Annotated in this window: 14 protein-coding genes; 5 read left to right on the plus strand and 9 right to left on the minus strand. The window is 67.4% G+C overall.

Going from position 1 to position 21,240, the window contains the following annotated elements; translation table 11 throughout:
* Nucleotide 1: 1 nt before the first annotated feature.
* Together QTH91_RS04490 and QTH91_RS04495 are read right to left on the minus strand one after the other, a co-directional pair.
* Nucleotides 2-808, minus strand: a complete 807-nt coding sequence (locus QTH91_RS04490; RefSeq protein ID WP_286658819.1) for a phosphate/phosphite/phosphonate ABC transporter substrate-binding protein — start codon at nucleotides 806-808, stop codon at nucleotides 2-4.
* Nucleotides 809-978: 170 nt separating this feature from the next.
* Nucleotides 979-1,506 carry a hypothetical protein gene (locus QTH91_RS04495; protein WP_286658820.1) on the minus strand — a complete coding sequence of 176 codons (528 nt, stop codon included), beginning with the start codon at nucleotides 1,504-1,506 and terminating at the stop codon, nucleotides 979-981.
* A gap of 154 nt (nucleotides 1,507-1,660) precedes the next feature.
* Here QTH91_RS04495 and QTH91_RS04500 point away from each other — a divergent pair, with 154 nt between their 5' ends.
* Nucleotides 1,661-2,083, plus strand: coding sequence for a group II truncated hemoglobin (locus QTH91_RS04500; protein ID WP_286658821.1), 423 nt, complete (start codon nucleotides 1,661-1,663; stop codon nucleotides 2,081-2,083).
* 38 nt (nucleotides 2,084-2,121) lie between these two features.
* Nucleotides 2,122-3,348: an NAD(P)/FAD-dependent oxidoreductase gene (locus tag QTH91_RS04505; protein WP_286658822.1), complete on the plus strand. Its 1,227-nt coding sequence runs from the start codon at nucleotides 2,122-2,124 to the stop codon at nucleotides 3,346-3,348.
* Between the two features lie 49 nt (nucleotides 3,349-3,397).
* On the opposite strand, the gene QTH91_RS04510 is transcribed toward QTH91_RS04505, so the two are convergent.
* The 6 genes from QTH91_RS04510 to radC form a co-directional block, all read right to left on the minus strand.
* Nucleotides 3,398-4,075 carry a Smr/MutS family protein gene (locus QTH91_RS04510; protein ID WP_286658823.1) on the minus strand — a complete coding sequence of 226 codons (678 nt, stop codon included), beginning with the start codon at nucleotides 4,073-4,075 and terminating at the stop codon, nucleotides 3,398-3,400.
* Nucleotides 4,076-4,168: 93 nt separating this feature from the next.
* Nucleotides 4,169-5,938, minus strand: a complete 1,770-nt coding sequence (locus QTH91_RS04515) for a sensor histidine kinase (RefSeq protein ID WP_286658824.1) — start codon at nucleotides 5,936-5,938, stop codon at nucleotides 4,169-4,171.
* A gap of 113 nt (nucleotides 5,939-6,051) precedes the next feature.
* Entirely contained in the window at nucleotides 6,052-6,765 is a 714-nt protein-coding gene (locus QTH91_RS04520) for a response regulator transcription factor (protein ID WP_286658825.1), read from the minus strand.
* A gap of 19 nt (nucleotides 6,766-6,784) precedes the next feature.
* Nucleotides 6,785-15,631 carry a hemagglutinin repeat-containing protein gene (locus QTH91_RS04525; protein ID WP_286658826.1) on the minus strand — a complete coding sequence of 2,949 codons (8,847 nt, stop codon included), beginning with the start codon at nucleotides 15,629-15,631 and terminating at the stop codon, nucleotides 6,785-6,787.
* A gap of 11 nt (nucleotides 15,632-15,642) precedes the next feature.
* Nucleotides 15,643-17,442 (minus strand): ShlB/FhaC/HecB family hemolysin secretion/activation protein, encoded by a 1,800-nt coding sequence (locus tag QTH91_RS04530; RefSeq protein ID WP_286658827.1) that lies wholly within the window; start codon nucleotides 17,440-17,442, stop codon nucleotides 15,643-15,645.
* A 160-nt stretch (nucleotides 17,443-17,602) separates the two neighbouring features.
* Nucleotides 17,603-18,283, minus strand: coding sequence for a RadC family protein (radC, locus tag QTH91_RS04535; RefSeq protein ID WP_286658828.1), 681 nt, complete (start codon nucleotides 18,281-18,283; stop codon nucleotides 17,603-17,605).
* A 140-nt stretch (nucleotides 18,284-18,423) separates the two neighbouring features.
* On the opposite strand from radC, the gene QTH91_RS04540 reads away from it, so the two are divergent.
* From QTH91_RS04540 to QTH91_RS04550, 3 genes are read left to right on the plus strand one after another with little or no spacing between them, the layout of a single operon-like run.
* Nucleotides 18,424-18,858, plus strand: a complete 435-nt coding sequence (locus QTH91_RS04540) for an FKBP-type peptidyl-prolyl cis-trans isomerase (RefSeq protein WP_286659614.1) — start codon at nucleotides 18,424-18,426, stop codon at nucleotides 18,856-18,858.
* Entirely contained in the window at nucleotides 18,855-19,820 is a 966-nt protein-coding gene (gene ispH, locus QTH91_RS04545; protein ID WP_286658829.1) for a 4-hydroxy-3-methylbut-2-enyl diphosphate reductase, read from the plus strand. The genes QTH91_RS04540 and ispH overlap by 4 nt, the downstream gene beginning before the upstream one ends.
* A 38-nt stretch (nucleotides 19,821-19,858) precedes the next feature.
* On the plus strand, nucleotides 19,859-20,794 hold the full coding sequence (locus tag QTH91_RS04550) for a threonine/serine dehydratase (RefSeq protein WP_286659615.1): 936 nt from the start codon (nucleotides 19,859-19,861) through the stop codon (nucleotides 20,792-20,794).
* A 24-nt stretch (nucleotides 20,795-20,818) separates the two neighbouring features.
* Here QTH91_RS04550 and QTH91_RS04555 read toward each other — a convergent pair whose 3' ends face one another.
* Complete coding sequence (locus tag QTH91_RS04555) at nucleotides 20,819-21,220, minus strand: VOC family protein (RefSeq protein ID WP_286658830.1); 402 nt, start codon at nucleotides 21,218-21,220, stop codon at nucleotides 20,819-20,821.
* Nucleotides 21,221-21,240 lie beyond the last annotated feature (20 nt).

A 21,240-nucleotide genomic window follows, 5' to 3' on the forward strand; every position in this document is an offset into this window, starting at 1 on the left:
CCTAGTAGCCGAGCCACGCCGTCAGCGTGCGCTCGGTCTCGGCCGACGGCGCGACAAAGCCGCTGTAGCCCGACGCCGCCAATGCGCGCTTGCCCGTGTCGTTCCCCGACAGATCCAGCAGCGACTCGCGCAGTTGCGCCGTGGTGGTCGCATCCAGCTTGGTCGACGACAGCCACTGCTTGATCGGCACGGGTCGCGACTCGGCGCAGGTCTTGCCGCCTTCGGCCTTCCATGCCTTCACCACGCCCGCCGAGGCGGTGGCGCCATATACCGCGAAGCCGTTTTGCACGTAGAAGGGCACGGCGTCCTGGTAGCGGGTGGTGGTGAGCTTCACCGCTGACTCCGCAAGCCCTTTTTCGCGCAGCATGGCCCGGGTGACGACGGCGGTGATCGAGTCGGGATCGGGGGTGACCAGGCTCTTGCCGGTGATGGTCTTCCAGTCGGTGATGGGCTGCGCTTCCTTGCACAGCAGCGACACCTTGTATTCGGTATAGCCGGACGTCCAGGCCAATGCCTTGTAGCCGCCGGACTTGCTGGCCTCGAAAGCCAGGTGCGCCGGATGCAGGAAGGCCACGTCGACCGACTGCGTCTTGAGCGCCTCGCGGGCCGCCTTGTACGAGCTGAGCACCTTGATCGTGACCGGCTGGCGCAGCGACTTCGACAGCGCCTCGGCGATGGGCGCGAAGCGCTCCTCGATCTGGTTGTCCGTGGCGCGATAGGTCACGCCTTCGGTCACGCCGATCACCAGCGCATGCGCCGAGCCTGCGGCCCACAGGCCAAGCGCGATGGGCAGCAAGGCGAGCTTCATCTCTTGTCTCCTGATTGCGCCGCTCGTCATGGCGGCGTCGACACACAAAAAAAGGGGCGAAACCCTGGAAGGCGTCGCCCCAATTGCAAATCAGTGTAAGTTGATGTGTCTAACCCGGCGAGTCAGCCAAAAGGTTTCAGATCGTTGCCAATCGAGAGCTTTTTCACGAATCAGGGCTGGCGAAGAACGGGGAGTTCGAGGAAGTCCGTCGGCATGAAGCCCGAAGGCGAGGCTGCGCGCTCCCGCCGCGGTGCAGGCGGCTCTGGAATGGGATCGACCGGCAAGTCGAAAGATTGCAGGTCGGTCGGGTCGAACTCGGCTTCGGCTGCCTCCCGCATCGCGCGCAGATGGGCCGCATGGGCCTGCCGGGCGGCCTCGCGGCGGCGGGTGGTGTGCTCGCGCAGGCGAGCCAGATCGGAGCGGACTTCTTCCAGCGTGCGCAGGGCCTGGGTCGCCGCAGGCGCTTCTTGCGTCGCGGCGGGGACACGGATGGCCGTTTCGGCCTGCAGCGACATCGGCAACGTGACCTTGCTGCCAAGCGTGGGCTCCGAAGCCCGAACCGAATCCTGGAAGCGGATCGTGTCCCTCACGCTGGGCCGCTGGTCCATCGCCGCACGCCGGTGAATGCGCGCCTTGGGCGCGAACAACGGCTGGTTCAGAAACCGGATCAGTCGACCGAGGAGGTGCTGGCTCGTCATGGAGAGACTCTTAGGCAAAAGTGTTACTGAGATTGTTGCCAAAAGCGTCCCGCGCGGCATTGTTCCGGGCGCAAGTGCGCGAGTCGCGCTGCGCACAATTGCACGAAACCCCGGCCAGAGGCGCCGGGATGCGGCGGCAGGGGATACTCGGGGAATGCAGATCGAGGAAAAGCCACCGTTTGCCACCCCTTTCGAATGGATCGGCGGCGAAGACAAAGTCAAGGCGCTGGTGGAGCGCTTCTATGACCTGATGGAACTGGAGCCGGCCTATGCGCAGTTGCGCGCGGTGCACGGCAGTTCGCTGGACAACGCGCGCCAGCGCCTGTTCTGGTTCCTTTGCGGCTGGCTCGGCGGCCCGTCCTACTACACCGACCGCTTCGGCCATCCGATGCTGCGTGCGCGCCATCTGCCGCAAAGCATTGGGGGCCACACCATCGGCATTCGCGAGCGCGACGAATGGCTGGCCTGCATGGACCAGGCGATGCGCGAGACCGGCGTGCCGCACGACCTGCACCAGCGCCTGGCCAAGAGCTTTTTCCAGACGGCGGACTGGATGCGCAATCGCGCCGGCGCCTGAATCCGAACCAACGCAAATCTGCCGGGAGACAACAGCCCATGAATTCCATCGTCATCATTGGCGGCGGCCACGCCGCGGCTCAACTGTGTGCAAGCCTGGCCGAGGCCGGACAGGCTTCGCGCGTCCACCTCGTTTGCGAGGAAGCCTGCGAGCCCTATCACCGTCCGCCGCTGTCCAAGGCCTTCCTCAAGGGCGCCGACCAGACCGTGCAGGCGCATCGTCCCGCCGATTGGTACGCGCAGGCCGGCGTGCACGTGCACCTGGGCGATCCGGCGGTGGCCATCGATCGACAGGCCCGGACCGTGACGCTGCGTTCGGGGCAGGTCCTGCCTTGGGGCGAACTGGTGTTGGCCACCGGTAGCCGCGCCCGCCGACTTGCCGGATTGGGCGACGCGCCGCTGGACAACGTGCTGTCGCTGCGCGCTGCCGACGAAGCCATGCAATTGCGCGAGCGCTTGACGCAGGCGCAATCGGTCACGGTTCTGGGCGGCGGATTCATCGGCCTGGAAGTCGCTTGCACGGCGCTGGCGCTGGGCAAGAAGGTGCTCGTGATCGAGAGCGCGCCCCGCCTGCTCGGCCGTGCGGTCTCGCCGCAGCTGTCCGAGCACGTGCTGCAGACGCATCGGGCCGCCGGCATGGAGATCGTCCTGGGCGCGCGCACCGATTCCTTCGAGGTGAAGGATGCGCGCCTCGTGTCGCTCCAACTGAATGGCGAGCGACGCGAGGTCGACCTGCTGCTGCTGGGCATCGGCGGAACGCCCGAGACCGCGCTGGCGCAGGCTGCGGGCCTGGAGTGCGCCGACGGCATCGTGGTGGACGCCCACATGCGCACGAGCGATCCTGCGATTCTGGCGATCGGCGACTGCACCCGGTTTCCGGACCGTCGCGCGGGCCGCAGCCTGCGGCTTGAATCGGTTCAGAACGCCAACGACCAGGCGCGCACGGCGACGGCCACGCTCACCGGCGCGGCGAAGGACCACGATGCCTTGCCATGGTTCTGGTCCGACCAGGGCAGCCTGCGGCTGCAGATGGCCGGCCTGATGCCCGCTGAAGGCACGCCCGGCCTGAGCACTGTGCGCCGGCCCGGCGCGAACGAGAGCGCCTTCTCGCTGCTGCACTACGTCGACGGCCAACTTGTGTGCGTCGAGTCGGTCAACGCGCCGGTCGATCACATGATGAGCCGCAAGCTGCTCGAGGCCGGACGCCATCCCGCGCCCGAGGTGGCGTCGGACCCGGCGGTGCCGCTCAAGAGCCTGCTGGCTTGATGCGCGCCAGAAGCACCTGACGGCGTTCGGTGCTCGCCGGCCGCCGGGCTTAGCGCGCGACCGGCGCCAGCAGCACGACCAGGGCACCGGCGCCGCCTTCGGCCGGCTTGGCCTGCACGAAGGCCAGGACCTCGTTCTTCTGGATCAACCAGCGCTGCGTCTTGGTCTTGAGCACCGGCTGCTTGCCCGGTGAGCCCAGGCCCTTGCCGTGAACCACGCGCACGCAGCGGATGCCATGCTTGTGGGCCGTGCGGATGAAGCGTGCCAGCGCCTCGCGCGCCTCGTCGCTGCGCAGGCCGTGCAGGTCGAGTTCGCGCTGGATGCTCCATTCGCCGGCGCGCAGTTTGCGCGTCACGTCCGTGCCGATGCCGGGGCGGCGAAAGCTCATCGCGTCGTCGGCATCGAGCAAGGTGCCCACGTCGAACTCGTCGGAAAGCGATTCGATCAGCACCCGCTGCTCGTCCAATTGATGCTGGAAAGGGATCGGTGCCGGCGGCTCGGGCGCAAGTGCCACCGTTTGCTGACGCTTGCGCAGCGGCTGCGTGGCGCCGATGGCGCGGGCGAACAGGTTCTGCTCCGCCTGCCGCTTCAGGGCCAGAGCCGCCTCTGCAGCACGCCTGGCCGCCTCTCGCTCCCGCTGCTCGGCGAGCTCGGACGCCAGGTTCTTCAGGTCACCCAGGCTTTTCAATGCGGTGGGCTTGGATGGACGGCGGGGAGTGGAAGGCATGAGAAAGGCGGATGCGTGCGGGCCCCATGCTGGCGGCGGGCGCTGCGCGGATGCAGACGCCCGAATCGACTGGGCCGGATGACCGGAAGGGTATCAGGCCCGTTCGAGCGTTGTCGGGCAGCGCAGTTCCAGCAGTGTGCTGCCGGGCGTGGAGTGGATGTCGAGCTGTCCATCCAGCCGCTGGGCGCGAGCGCGCATGTTCGACAGGCCCATGCCGCGCGGCGTGCCGCTGCCGTCACCAAGGCCGGCGTCTATTCCGCGTCCGTTGTCGTGCACCGACAGCACCAACTGCTGGCCAGCCAGCGCGATGCGCACGTTCACCTGCGTGGCATGGCTGTGCCGCAGGACGTTGGTCAGCGCTTCCTGCAGCAGGCGCAGAAAGTCCAGGCCTCGGCGCGCATCCATCCTGCAGTCGGTCAGCCGTTCCACCTGCCATCGGCATTCGATGCCCGCGGCTTCCAGCAAGCGGGTGCAACGGTGGCGCAGCGGCACGATTCGTTCGGACAACTCGTCCGTGTCGTCGAATGCCGAACTTTCGATGATCAGCCGCAGGTCGTCGTTGACTTCGCGCAAGGCCCACAGCGCCTCAGCGCCCGGCTCGCCACGGCTGCGGTCCGTGCCGATCTGCGCGCCCTTCTGGAGCGCGCTGATGTGGCCGGTCAATGTCATGCCCAGCCCGTCATGCAGATCGCGCACCAGGTTGAGCCGCTCGGCCAGGCGCGTCTGCACGAGTTCGACTTCATGCTGCCGACGCAGCGTCTGCGCCAGGCGCGCCGAGGCTTCTTCGACCCGCGCGCGAAGCTCCTGGTTGAAGTTCTCCACCATGCGCAGCCCGCGCACGAGGCGCCAGGTCAGGGCGAACGAGATGCCGACCACGGTGGCCGCAGAGGCGAGCGAGGCGTAGTAGTTGTTGCCGGGCAGGAACTCCAGGAACACCAGCGTGTCGTGAATGCCGGTGCCCACGGTGAGCGCCAGGGCGCCGGCCAGAACCACGGCCTCCGGTCGCCGATGCACGAGTGCGTCGTGCAGGATCAGGACGCAGGCGATGCTGTAGACGGTCATGCCGCCCAGCACCGTGGCATTGCGCACGTCGACGAGCACGTTTTCCGGCGCGATCAACAGTGCGAGCGCAAAGGCCGCCAGCGGCGCACCGGCCAGAAACCGCAGCCATTCGGCGCTGCGTTGGCAAAAGTGCAGGGCGAACATGAAGAAGGCCCCAAGGCTGGCCAGCAGGAACACATGATTGACGCGCTGGAAGGTGTCGGTGCTGGCAAAGGGCCACGCGGACAGGGCCACGTAGTTGTACGAAAAGGGCAGCCACAAAAGGCAAAAGAGGCTGAACCAGCCGTAGGTGATCTCGCTCGGGCGCAGCAGCCAAAGCATGCCGAAGAGGACCGCCATCATGGCCGTGATGCCGATGCTCACCCATTGAAGCGAACGCCGCACGAGATGGTCGCGCTCGGCCTCGGCGTGCAGGAGGTCCGGCGGCCCGATCGTGACCTTGCCCAGTCCGGGCTGGAAGTTCGCGAGGCCCGAGACGCGCACCAGCAGTTCGTTGTTGCCTTCCCGGAGCATGGGCGCATCGAGCCGGAAGAAGCGCGGCACATTCCAGGAGCGTGACAGGGGCTCGACGAGTTGGGCGTCGCGGTCGATCTCGGTGCCGTTGAGGTAGATGGCGCCGGCCATGGTCATGTCGCGCAGGTAGAGCCCGAGCGGTGCCGGTGGACCGCTTTCGTGCCAGCGAAGGCGGTACCAGGCCACGCCGGTGTGCGCGGGCCAGCGACTGGTCCAGATGTCGGGGAGGGTGACGGGCGTCCAGCCTGCCTCCGGCGGCACCTCTTCGGTCCAGGAAGCGCCACGCACGGCCTCGACGGCATCGAAGGAGGGGACGCCGGTCGTCGCGGCATGCGCCGGCGCGGCGATGGCGGCCAGCCACAGGAACGTCAGCGCGAGAACGATCGCGCCGGAAATGGCGCCTAGCCCAGCAACCCCAGCTCTCGAGCGGTGTAGACCGCGCCGGCGCGGGATCGCGCCGCCAACTTGCGGTAGATGTTCTTGGCGTGGCATTCGACTGTGTGTACCGACAATGCCAGTTCGCGGCCGATCTCGCGGTTGGTCAGCCCTTGCGCCACGAGGCGCAGGACTTCAACCTCGCGGTCGCTCAGCACCGAGCGCTTGGCAGGGGAAGGCGGGGACCCGATCCTAGCAACATTAGGTAACGTTTGGTCTTCGTGTTTCCCATCGTTGGCGGGGTTACTCATCAACCGCAGGATCCGCCGCGCAATCACGGGATCGATGGGGGAGCCGCCACGCTGCAGGCTGGCCAGCGAGAGCGCGAGTTCTTCGTCGCCGCCGTTCTTGAGCAGATAGCCCACGGCGCCGCCCTGGATGGCGCGCAGGATGGTCGCGTCGTCGCCCAGGCTGGAGACCACCACCGCTTCGCTCTGCGGCGCGTGCTCGGACAGCCACGGCAGCAGATCGAGGCCGCTGCCATCGGGCAGGCCCACGTCGAGCAGCACCAGGTCGAAGTGCCCGGACTGAAGGCGCATCCGGGCCTGGTTCAGGTTCTCGGCCTCGTCGCACATCGCCGCCGGTGCGACTTCGGCCACGACGCCGCGCAAGCGTCGCCGCAACGCGGCGTCATCGTCCACGACCAGGATGGCGCTGAGGGGTGGGGCGGCCTTCGTCATGCGTGGATTGTGGGGCGACTCACTGGCCGCTGAAGACCACAGGCACGGCCTTGGTGGAGCCATCGGCCTGCGGCACCTTCACCTGGACTTTGACGTCGCCCTTGAAATCCGCCGGAGGGGTGCCTTGCAGCTTGCCGGTGGCGGCGTCGAACTTGAGCCAGGAGGGCAGCGGCTTGCCGTCGCTCAAGGTGGCGACGGGCTTGCTGCCCTTGGGAGCGTTGGCCACCAGCGGCACCGAAGCGCTGACCGCGGCTGGCGCGCCGCCCGAAGGCTTCACGCCCTGCTGGATGACGACGGCGCCGCTGCCGCCGTTGAGCGTCGTGCCCTGGACCGTGGTGCCGCTCTGGTTGTCGACGTATACGCTGGCGACGCCGCTGCCACCCTTCTGGTCGAGCGGATTGCGGGCTGGCTTGGCGTTGCCGGTGCCAGTGCCGGTGCCGGTGCCGGTGCCAGTGCCAGTGCTGGTCCCGGTCCCGGTCCCGGTCCCCGTGCTGGTGCTGGGCTTGGCGCTCTTCCAGGTGCTGCCGGTTCCGCTTCCGTTGCCAGTCCCGGTCCCCGAGTTGCCACCCTGCGTCGTGCCGGCGTTGCCCGTCGTGTTGCTGCCGCTCGTTCCCGTCTTCTTCGTGGGCGTCTGGCTGGAGCCGGATGCCGATGCCGCAACGCCCAAGGTGGAAGAGCTGTGCGTGCTGACCGCGTTGTTCATCTCGAACGTGCCGCCGGTGCTCACGCCGATGCCACTGGCAGCGCTCACCTGCGTGCCTTCCAGCTTCGTGTTGCCGCCGGAGCTCAGCGTGATGGTGCCGCCGCCACTGCTGATGGAGCCGACGCTGGCCGTGTTGCTGTCGGACTTGGACGTGGCGACGCCGAACGATGCCGCGCCGGATCGCTGGTCGACCTCGGTCTGGCCGGTCTTCTTGCCGGTGGTGGCGTTCTTGGTGCCGCCCTTCGAAGCCTTGCCCGCCGAGCCGCTGGCCGACACATCCACGCCGAGCGAATCGCTGTGCTCCACGGTCCGTGCCGCCTTCATGTCGATGTTGCCGCCGGCCGCTACCGTCACGTCGCCGCTGGTGCTGGCAATCTGCGTGCCGGTAAAGCTGGCGTCGCCGCCGCTCTTGATGGTCAATGGCCCACTGCCGCTGGTGATGCTGCCCGCCACATCCTGGTCGAGGCTGTAGTTGGATTTGCTCACGCCCACCGCCGCCGCAGCCGCGCCACCGCTCTTGCCGCCGCTGGCCGACACATCCACCGCCAACCCTTCGCTGTGCGCGGAGGCCGTGTTTTTGGCTGCATCGAACTTCACGTTGCCACCCGCGTCCACCGTGGCCGCGCCGCCGGCGGCAAGGTTCGTGCCTTCGAAGCGGGCGTCGCCGGTGGTCGTCACGTTGAGGTTGCCGCCGGCGCTGATGCCGCCAACCACGGCCGTGCTGCCGCTGGCGCTGCTCTTGTTGCCTTCGTAGCCGACTTCCGCGCCCACCTCCTTTTTCACCAGGTCGACGCTGACCGTGGCGCTGGCGCTCTTGTCGGTCGACGATTCGCTGTAGGTGTTCTGCGCGGCGCGGTAGTCGAGCGAGCTGGCCCCCAGCGTGACGTCGCCGCCTGCGGCGATCTGCGTGCCCTCCATCGTCGTCGCACCGCTGGACTTTGAATTGACGTTGCCGCCCATGCGGATGCTCGACGTGACCGCCTCGCTGCTGTTGGACGAGCTGGTGCTGTTCTCGTACTCGTAGCTGGCCCGGATGCCCGCGCCGGCGCTGCTCTCCTTCTTGGGCTTGTTGGCGTTCGGCCCCACCTGGCCCTGTGCACTGAACTCGGCGCCCGCTTCGGCATAGGCGCCGATCTTCGCGGTGTGGGTGGTGCTGTCCGAGGAGCTGTAGGTGGTGTTGCGCGCCGCGAAGCTGTCGATGGTCTGCGCGGACTGGTTGAGGTTGCCCGCGCCCTCGATCTGCGTGCCCACGTCGGTGATGTTGTTCGTCGCCGTGCGGTTGATGTCGCCGCCGGATTTCAGCGACGAGGTCACGGCGGTGGTGGAGCCTTCGACCGAGTTGCTCTTCGTGTTGGAGCCATAGAGCCCCACCTCCACGCCGGCGGAACCACCGGCCTTCGCGCCCGCCTGCGCGCCCAGCCCGACGTCTGCATTCGCATTGGCCGAGCCTTGCGCCTTGGCGTCGGCGTACAGGCCCGCCGTGGTCACGTCGCTGCTGCTGGTGGTTTCGTGCTTGTCGGTGGCGGCCAGGAACTGCATGTCCGTGGCCTTGAGGTCCATGTTGCCGCCCGAGCTCATGCTCGAACCCTGCAGCGTCAGCGTGTCGCTGGCCGTCACGCTCAGGTTGCCGCCAGCGTTGATGGCGGAGCCCTGGTTCCTTGTATCGAGCGTGGTGTTGGTGGTCTTCTCGCGCTGGTAGAGGTCGACCTTGTTCTCCGATGTGGCCTCGGCGCCGGCGCTGGCCGACGCGCTGGCCCCCGGCGTGCCCTTGCCGCCTTGCGCCGAAGCCGCTGCCTGCGCCTGCCCGCCCACCTTGTTATCGGTGCTGGCCATGAGGCCGATGCGTTCGGTGGTCGTCGTCGTGCTGGTGGTGTGCACGTCTTCTGCGGCCAGCAGGTTGACGTTCTTGGCGTCGACGCTGGCGTTGCCGCCGGCGTTGATGGTCGAGCCTTGCAGGTTCACGTCCTGTCCGGCTTTCACGCTCACGTCCTTGCCGAAGTTGAGCGTCGAGCCCACATGCACGAGGTCGGTGCTGTTGGACGTCGTGGTTGTGGTCGAACTGAATGCGAGCCCCGCCGAGCCCTGGCCGCCTGCCGAGCCCGAGGCACCCGCGGATGCCGAAGCCAGGCCGCGGCCGCTGGCGGCCTGCGCCGATGCTTCGGATTCCTTCGACTTGCCGCTGCCCGAGCTGACCTGCATGACGCCGGTCTTCTTGGTGGTGGTGTTCGTCTCGTCGTAGTTGCGGCCGGCCAGCACGTTGATGTTGTTGCCCGCCTGGAGGTCGCCGCTGCCCTTCACATCGGCGCTGGAGCCCTGGAAGGTGATGTCGTTGCCGGCCTTCAGCGTCGCATCGCCGCCGACGGTCAGGGTGCTGCCCACGTTGCGGACCGATGTGCTGTCGGTAGTGGTCGTGGTCGAGCCGTACAGCGAGTTGTTCATGCCGAACCCGCTGGCCTGGCTCTCGGTGTGCGAGGTGGTGCTGTTTTCTCGCGCCACGATGTTGACGTTGTTGGCGGCATCCAGCGTCGCATTGCCGCCTACCTTGGCGTCCGTGCCGGCGAGGGTGATGTCGTTGCCCGCCTTGGCATCGAGGTTCCCGCCCACCGTCAGGCCGGACTTGACCTGGGTGATGGTCGTCCCGGTGGTGCGCGTGCGGCCGCTGCCGCCGTCCTGCTTGAACTCGCCCGAGGTCGAATGGGTCTTCTTGTCTTCGATCGTGTCGAAGGTGATGTTGTTGCCGGCCTTCAGCGTCGCGTCGGTTCCGGCGCTCATGGTGGCGCCGATGTTGCTGATGTCCTTCTTTGCGTCCAGCGTCAGCGAGCCGGTCGATTCGATGCCTGCAGTCCGGCCGATCACCGTGTTGTAGAACTTGTCGCCGCCGCTGCCTTCGGCCAACGTCTGGTTGACGATGCTGCCTTGCGTGGAGGTCAGGCTGACGTCGCCGCCTCGGATGGTGCCCGACAAGTTGGTGATGTCGCCGGTGGACGCCACCACCAGCGACTTGCTGCCGACGATGGTGCCGCCGGTGTTGGTGAGCGAGGTGAGGCTCAGGTTGGCGTTCTGCGCCGAGATCACCGCGCCGGTGGCAATGTTGTTCTTGGTGCTTTGCGCAAGGTAGACCACCGGCGCGAGCACCGTGCGGCCTTCGATCTCGGTCTGGACCATCCAGACGATGTCCTGCTTGAGCTGCGACTGCTGCTCGGGCGTGAGCGCCTTGCCGTACTGAAGGCCCAGCGGCAGGCTTTCCTTGGCCGCGCTTTCCATCAGACCTTGCATCTGGGTGCCAGCGTCCGCATAGCTGGCCAGCACCGCATTGCCGGTCTGCTTGATGAGTTGCTGCTTGACCAGCCATGCCTCGTAGCTCGCATCGCCCAGGCGCAGGCCGATCTGGTCCGGGCTGTAGCCCAGCAGCTTGGTCAAGTAGTCCGACCCGACCGTGGCGCCGCCGGACAGGTACAGCGGGTTGGTCTCGACCAGGTACTTGGAGCCCGGATCGCGCGAAACCACGAAGTACCCGTTCGGGTTGCCAGGCAGCGTGATGTCGATGCCCCCGAACGACGTGCCCTTCACGCCGTTGGCGGCGTTGGCATCCAGGAAGGACATGCCCGTCAGCATGGTTGCGCTGCCGGGAGCTGCGCGGGTTGCAAGTCCGGCTCCGCCTGCATAGGCCGGGCCGCCCTGGGCAATGGCTGTCGCCGGGCCTGCCTCTTTGCTTTCCTTGTCGATACTGTCGCGCGCCGTGCTGGTGCCAGTCTTGGCCTCCTGCACGGTCGATGCGGGGTTGGTGCCACCCTGGTTGTAGAGGGCGAAGCCGTTACCCGTCAGCGAGTTCGTGTAGACGCCTGCAGTCATGGTCTCCGTGGTGGGGCTGCTGTTGACGACCGGAGCCTGGTAGCCGTCGTAGTCGCACACGTTGTCCCACTCGCCTGACCGGCTGCACAGGGTCCAGTCGAAGTTCTCGATGCCGCCCGCCGGTCCCGCTTCTTCGCGGTGCTGGGTCCAGCGGATCACCTTGTTCCAGGTGCGGTTGGCCAGCGAGTCGTTGGTGAAGGTCGCTCCGCCGATCTTGTAGCCGTGCTTGCCGTCGACCACGCCGTACCCTTGCATGGCCGTCGTGCTTGCGCTGCCGTCGACGCTGAAGCCGACGAGATCCACGCTCTGCCCGCCGTAGATCAGGCCGCCCAGGTTCTTGGCGGTGTGGAACACCAGTTGTACGTTGCGCGCACCGGTGATCTGCGGCTTGTCCGTGGGCGTCTGGCCGTTGGCGAAGGCCAGCGTCTCGGTGTACTCCTTCTTCCAGTTCTGGGCGATGTTGAGGTTGCCGCCCTTGCCGCCGTCGTCGTACTCGCCACCTTCCTTGACGGAGGCGGCCGTGCTTTCGTTGCTGGAGAACACGCGCGTGTCGCCACCGCGGGGCTGGTTCAGCAGCGTGCCGGCGACGATGCGGATGTCACCGTCGCTGTTGATCTCGTTGTTGTTCTCGACCGTATTGGCCAGCAGGTCCACCTTGTTGCCCGCCAGGATCTGGCCACGGTTGGTCAGTTGCCCATTGGCGCGGGCGGTGAGGTCGCGGCCGGCGTAGAGCAGGCCCCCGTCTTGCACGTCGAGGTTGCCGGCGCCGGCGGCGGGTGCGGCAAGCGACAGGTCAAGCTCGCCCGCATTGGCGAAGACGTTCAGATCACGCAGGGCCGACAACGCACTGGTCGAGCCGACCGTGATCGACGGTGCCTGCACCGCCAGGTCGTTGGCCGAGAAGATCAAGCCCTGGTTGTTCAGCGTCTGGGTGACGGTCACTCTGCCCTTGGCAGTGTCGGTGGCGCTGCCGGTGCTGCCGAGTGCGGCGAGGATTCGCCCTGACTCGACGACGCTGCCAGTGGTCTGGCTTGCGATCGACAACGTCTTCGCGTCGACGGACAAGTCACCCTGGGATGCCAACGTGCCTTTGGCGCCGACGGTGACATTGCTCAGATTGATGGCCACGGTATTGCCCGATGCGCTCCCGTTGAGCGTCAGGTTCGAGTTGGCGCCGGTCACCGCGAGTTGACCGCCGCTTTGCAGGCGTCCGTCGATGGTGGCGGTGTAGTTGGCACCGCCTTCACCCTGGATGGTCAGGTTCTCGTCGGCCAGGATGTCGCCGTGGCCGCTCGTGCCGTCCACCCGGCTTTGCAGGCCCGCGCTGCCGACAGAAAGCGTGAGCGCACCCAGCGACTGGATGGCGCCGTCATTGACGATGCCATTGCCCGACAAGGTGCCTGCGCCGCCCGCCGCACTCGCCATGGTGATCACACCGGCGGCGCGGTTGTCGACGGCGCCGCTGGCGGCGATGCGCGACGAGGCACTGCCGCCGCCCTGGATCGTTCCGCTGTTGTCCACGCTGTTCACGGCGATATCGAGCCGGTCGCCGAGCATCACGCCGGTGTTGACCAAGGCCGCGCCGCTGCCGTCGATGCCAAGGGTGGCCCCGTTGCCTGCAGTGCCGTTGCCGGCCTGCATTCCGCCGGCGTTGGAAAGGCCGCCAGTGCCGACTTGAGCCTGGAGGTTTCCGCCTGTGCGGATCAGGCCGCCGGTCTGGTTCTCGATGCGTTGCGCCGACAGGCGTGCATCCTGCTGCGCCTGCAGGACACCGGCGTTGACCAGCGATCCACTGACCGTCACCGTGCTTTGGGGAGCGCCGGCCTGGCTGGAGAGCAGCCACACGCCCTGGTTGTTCAGGTTGCTTGCCTGCACGGTGCTGCCCGCTACCGCTTGCACCGTTCCGGTGTTGGTATTGCCAAGGGTCGATGCCTTGATCGACATCGTGCTGTCGGTCAGCAGCTTGCCGCTGTTGGTCAGGGTCGTCGCGGCACCGCCGTCGGCGTCGGCGATGTCCAGCGCACCCGCCGATTGGATCGTGCCGCCGTTGTCGATGCTGTTGCCCGCACTCACCGTGGCCGCGCCGCCGGCGTTCAAGAGGCCGGCGTTTGCCAGCCCTTGGCTGGCCGTGATGTCGACGTTGGCGCCGCCGGTGGCAACGGCGCCGTTGGTATTGGTGAGCGTTGTGCCGCTGCTGAGCGCCAGCGCCGCGCCGGCCTGCAGCACGCCTTCGTTTCGCAGGAACGTCGTCGTGTCGACGCCCAGACGGCCCGCGGCAGCGATCGCCTGGCGGTTGTCCAGCGAACCCGCAGCGACGCCCAGGTCACCCGCCGACTGGAGGGCGCCGGAGTTGATCAAGGCGCCGATGGCGTCGATCTCGTCGGTCGCGCCTGCCTGTTGCGATGTCAGCCAGGTGCCGGCGTTGTCGATCGTCGTGGCATGCACGGTACTGCCCGCGGCCGCTTGAATCCAGCCGGCCTGCTGGTTGACGAGGTTCTGCACCTCGATCTTCTGCGCACGCGCGGCGAGCAGGTCGCCGCTGTTGGTGAGCTGTTGGGCCTGGGCGCCCTGTCGGCCCCCGATGGAGATGTCCTGCCCGGCGCGCACGCTGCCGGCGTTGGTGAGGGCTCCGTCCACACGCAGCGTGGCCGAACCGGTCGCGGCAATGATCTTGCCGGTGTTGTTCAGGTTGCCGGCCTCGATGAGGTTGTCGGTGCCAGACTGGATCCAGCCTGTGTTGCCGACGGTATCGGCCTGCACGACGATCGAGGTGCCGGCGATGATGTTGCCGCGATTGTCGAGCGCCTGGCTTGCCGCGCCGGAAATGTCTTTCAGGTCCACGGACTGCCCAGCATTGAGCGTTCCGCCGTTGGACAAGGTGCCGGTGCGAAGGCTCAGTGTGCCGGCATCGGCGCTCACGGTGCCGTCGTTGTTCAGGCCGCCGCCAGCTTCGATCGCAATGTTGCCGCTGGTGCTCTGCACGCCTTGGCCATCGCCTGCGGCGGTGCTCACGGCACCCGTCGATCTGATCTGCAGGTCTCCGCCCGCGCGAACAGCCGCGGTGCTCAATGCCAGGTCACCGGCCGTGGCGTCGACGGTGGCTGCGCCGCCGGCCTGCAGTCGCGAAGCGCCGCTCGCATCGATGCGAGTCGCGCTCGCTTGCAGGTCGGCGCCGGCCACCAGCATGCCGTTGTCGAGCGTCAGTCCACCAGAGCCGGCTTGTGCCGACACGTTGCGTGCCGCAGTGACCGTCGCGTTGTTCAACGCCATCGCGGCAGCCGCGCTGTCGGTGCTGGCCAGCAGCACATCGCGCTGCGCCGAAATCCTGTTGTTCGCCAGCTCGATCCGCCCCGCGGCCGAGAGCGTGAAGTCATCGCCGTTGGCTGCCGCGTCGCCGAGCATGCGCACGCCCACGCCCGCTTCGGTCGCCACCAGGCGGATGCGGTTGGCGTACATGCCGCCCAGCGCCGAGCTGTCGACGGCGTAGGTGGGTGCGGCACCGCTCGCGGCGGCCGGGCCGGTCACGCTGCGGGTGGCGTAGTCCCAGTTGTTGGTGCCGGTCGTGACGCCCAGGTCTTGCGCGTTGATCTGGCCGTCGATCTTCACCGAGCGCGAAACCAGGTCGAGGATCTGCTGCGCCGTGCCGTCGAGGCCGTTGCCCTGGATCAGGATGTCGCCCTGGTTGACGGTGAAGCCGCCGAGGGAGCCGTCCGGCCGGATGTTGGGCAGGCCGGTGGTGAGCGTCACGCGGTCGGTGTTGATGAACCCGCAGCCGCCGCAGGTGATGCCGTACGGATTGGCCAGCACCACGTCGGCGCGTCCGCCCAGCACTTCGGTGTAGCCGGCCAGCACGCTCCGGTTGTTGGCGACAACCTCGTTGAGTATGACCCTTGCGGGCGTGGTCGTGTTGTAGTTGGCCATGACCTGGCCGGCCAGTTGCGACTGGTACTGGATCTGCCCGGTGCTCGTGTTGTTCAGCACCAGACCCTTCGGATCCACGTTGAACTGCTGGTAGCGGTTGTGCGACAGGCCAGCACCGTTGGCGCCGGCAATGTTCACCACGGTCACGCCGTTGGGGGCCACGAAGACGTTGGTCTGTCCGCCCGGCGCCACCACCGCCGATTGCGCCATGGCGCCGGCTGCGGCCACGAGGCCGAGCAGCGGCAGCGCACGTCGGGCCAGGTGGCGCCGTGCGCGCGACTTGGCGGCAGGCGCCGATTTCGATGCCTTGCCTTTTCCGCGGGCGGTCTCCGAAACGGCGACCCAGGTACCGAGGGCTGCGCGCCAGACGATGCGATAGACGTGATTCATGGTGACGAGTCCTACAGCGCGAAGGAAAGACGCACGCCCCAGAGCGTGCCTTCGGGGGTGAAGAAGCCAGGCAGGTGCAGAGCACGCGAGGCGAACACCTCCGCGCTCGCGGTGCGCCATTGCAGCGCCGCGCCCAGGGTGATGCCCGACATCGAGCCGGATGGCACGCCGGGCGCGTTGTTGCGCACGGCGCCGAAGTCGTAGCCGACGTAGAAGCGGCCAGAGAAGGCCTGATTGCCCAACGCTCGTTGCCAGGGCAGCGAAAGGTCGTTGCGGAGGTAGTAGCCCCTGTCTCCCGACAGTGCATTGACGAGCGAACCGCGCACGGAAGACGGCCCGCCCACCAGGATCTGCTGCAGGCCGTAGAGCACGTCATCGCTGTACTGGCCGCTGAACTGGCTGGTCCACATGAGTGGCACGGGGCCGGCTTCGAACCGCCGGCTGTAGCCCAGGTCGGTCACCCATTTGCGGCCTTGCGCGTGCGGGTAGTCCTCGGGCAGGTAGTTGGGATCGTTCAGGGCCCCGAAGGCGGTGAGCCCCTGCACGTAGGCCAGGCGGCCATTGAGGATGCCGCCGCCCATCTGCGTGAAGGCCGTGGCGCCCAGGTCCAGCGCGCTGAGCTTGCGGCTGGCCACGCCGAGGAACTCGCCCCCGAGGAAGCTGCGGCTGTCCTGGTTGGACAGGCGCGCGCCCAGCGAAATGCGGCTGGCCTGATCGCGAAACACGACGCGGTCCAGCCCCAGCGACTGGCTGAGCGTGCGGCCTTCGGAATCGAGCCGGGTTCCGCTGGGCAGGTACAGGGCATTGGTGTACGTGCTTTCGCTGATGTCGTAGCTGAAGGTGCTGTAGCCGAAGGGCACCGCCACATGCAGCGCCGACAGTTCCGAGTGGTGCTCGCTGTCATACGGGAAGGACTGCCGGCGGGTGAACGCGATGTTCTCGTTCAGGCCCAGCAGGCCGTCGGCGCTCAGCGTGGCCGACAGGCCGTAGCGCCCGGTGCTCGGCGTTCCCAGGTTGTCCCAATTGAGATAGAGGTGAAGCGGAAAGCTGGCCTGGTTGTTGACCAGCACCACGCTCTGACCGGGCTGCGTGCCGGGCTGCAGATCCAGTGTGGCCGAGTTGGACAGCAGGCTGTTGATCTGGTCCACGCCCTGTTCCAGGTCGCGCAGGTTCAGCAGGTCGCCGGCGGCTGCGGGGAAGGCGCCCGCCAGATTCACCTTCGCGCCAGGGCGGCCGGTGTTCTGGAGCTCGATGCGCTCGATCGTTCCTTCGACCACCGCGACCTTCAGGACGCCGCTGGTCAGGTCTTGCGCCGGCAGGTAGGCCCGGGTGGTGACGAAGCCGCGCTCGATGTAGCTGCGGGTGATGTTCGCCAGGATCGCTTCGAGGTCCTTCGCGGCCAGGCAGCGGCCGGCGTTGCCGCGCTCGATCTCGCCGCGCACGTCGGCGGGCAGATGGACGGCGCCTTCGATGCGCACTTCTTTCACGTCGCGGCAGGTGCCCAGGTCCGGCACCTTGACCTGGGGCTGCAGGTTATTCAGATCGGCGCCGCCGGGCGCGCCGGGCTGGGGCAGGGCACGTTGCTGGTCGTCGCGCAGGCGTTCCTGCTGCTGGCGCTCGATGATGGTGTTCTGCCGTTCCAGGCTGCGCAGGGCGTCGGCGCCGGGGTTGGCTTGCGCCGCGGCCATGAGCGGCCAGGCCAGCGTGAGGAGGGCCGTCAGGGCCGTGGGCCTTGCGAACTGGGCGCGAGGTGAGGCAGGCCGGAGGCGGCAGCCGCGACGGTGCGGCAATGGAAAGTTGTCTTGGGGCATGTCCGAGTGGGCGGGGGTGAACGCGCTCGCTCGGCAACGTGCCGAAGGGCTATTCCGCCTTGTCGGACCGGGACTTTACATAAAGTTTCAAACTTAGATATCCCCGAAATCAGTGATACGAAAGATTAAACAATCTGCAACGGCGTGAAGAATTTGGCGCTCAAAGCAGGCCGCGCTCGGCCATCGAAAGCGCCTGATCGCGCGTGACGATGAAGTGGTCGAGCACCCGCACATCCACCAGCGCCAGCGCTGCCTGCAAGGAGCGGGTGAGGTGCTCGTCCGCACGCGAGGGTTCCGCGCTGCCGCTGGGGTGGTTGTGGGCCAGCACCACCGCCGCCGCGCCCAGGTGCAGCGCGCGGGTGACTACCTCGCGCGGGTAGACGCTGGTCTGCGTGAGCGTGCCGCGAAACAGTTCCTCCATCGTGATCAGCCGGTTCTGGGCGTCCAGGAACAGCACGCAGAACACTTCGTGCGCGCGGGTGCCGATGTGCAGGCGCAGGTAGTCGCGCACCGCGTCCGGCGAATCGAGCGTGCTGCGCGCCTTCAGGCGCTCGGCCAGCGCCCGGCGAGAGAGTTCGAGCACGGCAGCCAGCTCGGCGCGCTTGGCACTGCCGCCCAAGCCCTTGATGGCGCCGAGTTCCGCCAGGCTGGCGTGGAGCAGCCCGCTGATGCCGCCGAAGTGATCCAGCAGTTCCTGCGCGAGTTGCAGCACATGCTTGCCGGCAATGCCGGTGCGCAGCAGAAGAGCGAGGAGTTCGACATCGGCCAGGGCGCCGGGACCGCGCGCCAGAAGCTTTTCGCGCGGGCGCGACTCGCCCGGCAATTCCTGCAGGAAAGACATTCACTTCGGGTCTCTTCGGACCCCCTCCCTAAAATAGCCGGTTCAGTGTAAGGGGACCCTCCACCTTGTCCGCGCCAAATTCCACATCGGCCCCAGTCGATTCATCCCCCGCATCCAAGCCATCCGACGCCGCGCCAGCGGTGGTCACGGCGGGTGCTTTCCTGACCCTGCATTACCGGCTTTCCGGGCCTTCGGGCGACGTGATCAACACCTTTTCAGGCAAGCCGGCCACGCTTTCGCTGGGCAATGGGGAGCTTTCTCCCGCCGTCGAGCAGCGCCTGATGGGGCTGGCCGAAGGCACGCACACCACGTTCGAACTGGCACCGGGCGAAGCCTTCGGCGAGCGCAACCCCGACATGCAGCAATGGGTGGCGCGCAAGCTGCTGACGCAATTGGGCGACCCGCTGGAGCGCTATTCGGTGGGCGACGTGGTGAGCTTTCCCACGCCGGACGGCCAGGGCACCTACGCCGGCGCGGTCATCGAGCTGAGCGACAGCGCCGTGCGCTTCGACTTCAACCATCCCCTGGCAGGGCAGCCGGTGACCTTCGAGGTGCGCCTGATCGGGGTGCTATGAGCAAGGTCGAAGAAATCCTGCTGGCGGAGCCGCGCGGCTTTTGCGCCGGCGTGGACCGCGCGATCGAGATCGTCGAGCGCGCCCTCGCGAAGTTCGGCGCGCCGATCTATGTGCGCCACGAGATCGTGCACAACACTTACGTGGTCAACGAGCTCAAGGCCAAGGGCGCGATCTTCATCGAGGACCTGGCCGAGGTGCCGCCCGGCGCCACGCTGGTCTTCTCCGCCCACGGCGTCAGCAAGGCGGTGCAGAACGAGGCGAAGGCACGCGGCTTCGAGATCTTCGACGCTACCTGTCCGCTGGTGAGCAAGGTGCACGTCGAAGTGGCCAAGCTTGCCCGCGAAGGCTACGAGTTCATCATGATCGGCCACAAGGGCCATCCTGAAGTCGAAGGCACCATGGGCCAGTTGGACCATGGCATCCACCTGGTGGAAGACGTGGACGACGTGGCAAAGGTACAGCCCTCGCAGGTCGACAAGCTCGCCGTGGTGACCCAGACCACGCTGAGCGTGGACGACGCCGCCGAGATCGCCGCCGCCGTGCGCGCACGCTTTCCGAAGGTGCGCGAACCCAAGCAGCAGGACATCTGCTATGCGACGCAGAACCGGCAGGACGCCGTCAAGCTGTTGAGCCCGCAGGTCGACCTGGTGATCGTCGTGGGCAGTCCCACCAGTTCCAACAGCAACCGTCTGCGCGAGTTGGCGCAGCGTCTGGGCACCGAAGCCTACATGGTCGATTCGGCAACCGAACTGCAGCCCGCCTGGTTCGAGGGCAAGACGCGCGTCGGGCTGACCGCCGGCGCTTCCGCGCCCGAAGTTCTGGTGACCCAGGTGATCGAGCGCATCCGTGCGCTGGGCGCCGTGTCCGTGCGCAAGATGGATGGCATCGAGGAAACCGTGAAGTTCCCGCTGCCCAAGGGCCTGAAGCTGTCGGACGGGCCGCTGCCGGGCCACATCTCGTGAGCGCGGCATCAGCCAGCCGCGTCGATTGGCGCGGCGCGATCGAGCAGGCGGCAACGCGCCTTTCCGAGCAAGGGCGGGGCTATGTCCGCCAGACGCCGTTGTGGAAGCTGCCGGGCGACGCCCTGGGCGTCACGCAGCCTGGCGTGCAGGTCTGGCTGAAGCTGGAGCAGTTGCAGGCCAGCGGCAGCTTCAAGGCGCGCGGCATGATGAATCGGCTGCTGGCCCATCCGCAGGCTGCCGAGCGCGGCGTGATCGTCGCTTCCGGCGGCAACGCAGGCATTGCAACGGCCGGCGCGGCACAGGCCCTGGGCGTGCCTTGCGAAGTGTTCCTGCCCGAGATCTCCAGCCCCGCCAAGCAGGCGCGGCTGGCGTCGCTCGGTGCGCGCGTCGTCGTCGGTGGCGCGGCCTATGCCGATGCCCTGGCGGCTTGCCTGGCGCGTCAGAAGGAAACCGGCGCGTTGCTGACGCATGCCTACGACCAGCCCGAGGTGGTGGCCGGCGCAGGCACGCTCGGCCGCGAGGTCGAGGCCCAGGGCGGCTTGCCCGACAGCGTGCTCGTGAGCGTGGGCGGCGGCGGCCTTGTCGGCGGGCTGACTGCCTGGTTTGAGCGACGTGCCCGTGTCGTGGCGCTCGAACCCGAACTCGCACCCACCTTGCACAGCGCCCGGGCTGCGGGCGAGCCGGTCGATGTGGACGTGGGCGGTGTGGCTGCCGATTCGTTGGGTGCGCGTCGCATCGGCGCGCTGGCGTGGGAGATCACGCAGTCCCATTTGCACGACGCGATCCTGCTGTCCGATGCAGACATCCGCGCGGCGCAGCTTTGGCTGTGGCGCGAACTCAAGCTGGCGGTCGAACCAGCCGCTGCGCTGCCGCTGGCGGCGCTCCAGTCGGGGCGCTACCGGCCGAGCGAGGGCGAGCAGGTCTGCCTGATCGTGTGCGGCGCGAACGTCGATCCCGCGACGCTCAACGCCTGACGCTGCGGCCGCGGGCCGCTGCGTTCAGTGCTCGGCGTTGACCATCCAGGCCACGCCGAACTTGTCGACCAGCATGCCGAAACCCTTGGCCCAGAAGGTCTCGCCATAGGGCATCGTCACCTGTCCACCGGCGCCGAGCGCCTCGAAAAGCTGCTTGCCTTCGTCCACGGACTTGGCCTGTACCGACAGCGAAAACCCCTTGTAGCCATCGAACGGAAAATTGGGCGGCAGGTCGGAAGCCATGAGCTGGTGGCCGCGGGCCTCCAGCGTGGCATGCATGATCTTGTTCTTGTGGCTGTCCGGCGTTTGATCGGCCATCGGGCTTTCTGCAAAAGTCATCGAGAAGATGACCTTGCCGTCCAGGCATTTGGCGTAGAAGGCGAGCGCTTCGGCGGCGTTTCCGTTGAAGGTCAGATAGGCTTGCATGGCTTGCTCCTGATCGAAAT

The sequence above is a fragment of the Variovorax dokdonensis genome, assembly GCF_030316895.1.
Classification (GTDB): Bacteria; Pseudomonadota; Gammaproteobacteria; order Burkholderiales; family Burkholderiaceae_C; genus Variovorax; species Variovorax dokdonensis.

Coding starts and splice junctions, on each gene's coding strand:
- QTH91_RS04490 (WP_286658819.1), bottom strand. CDS start 808: ATGAAGCTCGCCTTGCTGCCCATCGCGCTTGGCCTGTGGGCCGCAGGC.
- QTH91_RS04495 (WP_286658820.1), bottom strand. CDS start 1,506: ATGACGAGCCAGCACCTCCTCGGTCGACTGATCCGGTTTCTGAACCAG.
- QTH91_RS04500 (WP_286658821.1), top strand. CDS start 1,661: ATGCAGATCGAGGAAAAGCCACCGTTTGCCACCCCTTTCGAATGGATC.
- QTH91_RS04505 (WP_286658822.1), top strand. CDS start 2,122: ATGAATTCCATCGTCATCATTGGCGGCGGCCACGCCGCGGCTCAACTG.
- QTH91_RS04510 (WP_286658823.1), bottom strand. CDS start 4,075: ATGCCTTCCACTCCCCGCCGTCCATCCAAGCCCACCGCATTGAAAAGC.
- QTH91_RS04520 (WP_286658825.1), bottom strand. CDS start 6,765: ATGACGAAGGCCGCCCCACCCCTCAGCGCCATCCTGGTCGTGGACGAT.
- QTH91_RS04525 (WP_286658826.1), bottom strand. CDS start 15,631: ATGAATCACGTCTATCGCATCGTCTGGCGCGCAGCCCTCGGTACCTGG.
- QTH91_RS04530 (WP_286658827.1), bottom strand. CDS start 17,442: ATGCCCCAAGACAACTTTCCATTGCCGCACCGTCGCGGCTGCCGCCTC.
- radC (WP_286658828.1), bottom strand. CDS start 18,283: ATGTCTTTCCTGCAGGAATTGCCGGGCGAGTCGCGCCCGCGCGAAAAG.
- ispH (WP_286658829.1), top strand. CDS start 18,855: ATGAGCAAGGTCGAAGAAATCCTGCTGGCGGAGCCGCGCGGCTTTTGC.
- QTH91_RS04555 (WP_286658830.1), bottom strand. CDS start 21,220: ATGCAAGCCTATCTGACCTTCAACGGAAACGCCGCCGAAGCGCTCGCC.